The organism is Pseudomonas sp. P5_A12 (genome assembly GCF_056400685.1).
Genome location: NZ_JBFUKU010000492.1, coordinates 1 through 2,320 on the forward strand (window position 1 = coordinate 1; position 2,320 = coordinate 2,320).

Here is a 2,320-nt window from a genome sequence, read left to right on the forward strand (position 1 = left end):
GACAAACTTTCTGATCCAGAACCTCATTCCCATCGGTCACCCAAAAGCCACCTAGACTTAAATTAACCACTGACAAGGCCGTCTCCATGATCTCGTTGTCTTCGTTTCACGCCATGCTGGTCCCGATCCTCGCCGGGATGCTCATGCTGGCAATCGGCTTCAACTTTCGCGACAAAAATGCCGGTGTATTTGCCATGTGGATTGGCATGCTGACCATTTTCGGCACCGTGATTTTCAAGATCCTCGCCAAACTCAACGAATAAATCCTCCCCCTGACTCGCATTGATTTAGACGGGCTCGTACACTCGGCCGATCCTTTCATCCCGAGGTTGACCGCCTAGTGCTCGCCCGTCTTTTCGCCCTGCCGTGTTTCTTCCTTGTCTGCCTCATGACGTTGCTGCCGATGGCACCTGCCCATGCGGCCGGTTTGCCGAGCCTGCTCGGCAGTTCGACCAAAGCCCAGCCCGAGGCGCAAGAACCGTTAGGCCAATCGCTGGATGAAGTCATCAAGTCGCTGGAGAACGATCAGCAGCGCAGCAAACTGCTGGCCGACCTGAAGAAACTGCGCGACGCCACCAAAAAGGCGCAACCCGCCGCCGAAGAAGGCGTGCTGGGACTGATCGGCGGTACGCTGGCCACGTTCGAAAAGCAATTCTCCGGCGCGGATAGCCCGCTTACCCGCTGGTCTGACGAACTCGATCAGGCCAGGGACGAACTGACGGCATTGATGTTGCCGGCCAGTGAGTGGCTGCCGATCATCTTCGCGTTCGCCATGATCCTGATGGTCTGGAGCCTGCTGGCGGCGGCCCTGATCTGGATCAGTCACCGGGTGCGCACGCGCTTCGGCCTGACCGAGGAACTGCCACAACACCCCAAGGCGCTGGACATGTTGCGCTTCGCCCTGCGCAAGCTCGGGCCATGGATGGTCGCCCTGGTGATCACCGTCTACATGAGCTACGCCCTGCCCTCGTCACTGGGTAAAAGCCTGGCCATGGTGCTGGCTTACGCGCTGGTGGTCGGCACTTGTTTCTCGGCGATCTGTGTGATCGCGTTCTCCCTGCTCGATGGCCCGCACCGCCACCGCGCCTTGTATATCCTGCGGCATCAGGCCTTTCGACCGTTGTGGCTGATCGGCAGTTTCGCCGCGTTTGGTGAGGCGCTGAACGATCCGCGACTGATCGCCGGTCTTGGCAGTCACCTGGCGCACACGGCAGCGACGGCGGCCAACGTGCTGGCCGCGATTTCGACCGGGCTGTTCATTTTGCGGTTTCGCCGGCCGATTGCGCATTTGATCCGCAACCAGCCACTGTCCCGGCGTCTGACCCGCCGTGCCCTGAGCGATACCATCGAGATTCTCGGCACCTTCTGGTACGTCCCTGCATTGGTGCTGGTGGGTGTATCGCTGTTCGCCACGTTCGTCTCCGCGGGCGACACCAGCACCGCCTTGCGCCAGTCGCTGATCTGCACCGTGTTGCTGGTGTTGAGCATGGTCATCAATGGACTGGTGCGGCGCCATGCCCTGAAACCGCAACGCGGTGTGAAGCGCCATGCACTGTATTCGGAACGCCTGAAAAACTTTTTCTACACCCTCGTTCACTTGTTGGTGTGGTTGGCGTTCATCGAGCTCGGCCTGCGGGTCTGGGGCATGTCGCTGATCTCGTTCACCGAAGGTGAAGGCCATGAGGTCAGCGTCAAACTGTTCAGCCTCGCTGGCACACTGATTTTCGCCTGGCTGATCTGGATTCTCAGTGACACTGCCGTACACCTCGCACTCACCCGTTCACGCAAAGGCCTGGCCAATACCCGCGCGCAGACGATGATGCCGTTGATCCGCAACGTGCTGTTCGTGGCGATTTTCATTATCGCGCTGATCGTCGCGCTGGCGAACATGGGCATGAACGTCACGCCATTGCTGGCCGGTGCCGGCGTGATCGGTCTGGCCATCGGTTTCGGTGCGCAGTCGCTGGTGGCGGACTTGATCACCGGTCTGTTCATCATCATCGAAGACTCCCTGGCCATCGATGATTACGTGGACGTCGGCGGCCACCTGGGCACCGTCGAAGGGCTGACCATTCGCACCGTGCGCCTGCGGGACATCGACGGCATCGTCCACACCATTCCGTTCAGCGAAATCAAAAGCATCAAGAACTACTCCCGGGAATTCGGCTACGCGATCTTCCGGGTCGCGGTGCCGTCTGACATGGACATCGATAGCGCGATCAAACTGATGCGCGAAGTCGGTCAGAAAATGCGCACCGACCCGCTGCAACGCCGCAATATCTGGTCACCGCTGGAGTTCCAGGGTGTCGAGAGTTTCGAG

At 59.7% G+C, this 2,320-nt stretch carries 2 protein-coding genes; both read left to right on the plus strand.

Features of this window, described 5'->3' with window-relative positions:
• The first annotated feature begins 86 nt into the window (after positions 1 to 86).
• Complete coding sequence (locus AC1DSG_RS30310) at positions 87 to 263, plus strand: hypothetical protein (protein ID WP_223513959.1); 177 nt, start codon at positions 87 to 89, stop codon at positions 261 to 263.
• Positions 264 to 340: 77 nt separating this feature from the next.
• Positions 341 to 2,320 (plus strand): mechanosensitive ion channel family protein (locus AC1DSG_RS30315; protein WP_477794160.1); only part of this gene is annotated, 1,980 nt, incomplete at its 3' end.

Coding starts and splice junctions, on each gene's coding strand:
- AC1DSG_RS30310 (WP_223513959.1), top strand. CDS start 87: ATGATCTCGTTGTCTTCGTTTCACGCCATGCTGGTCCCGATCCTCGCC.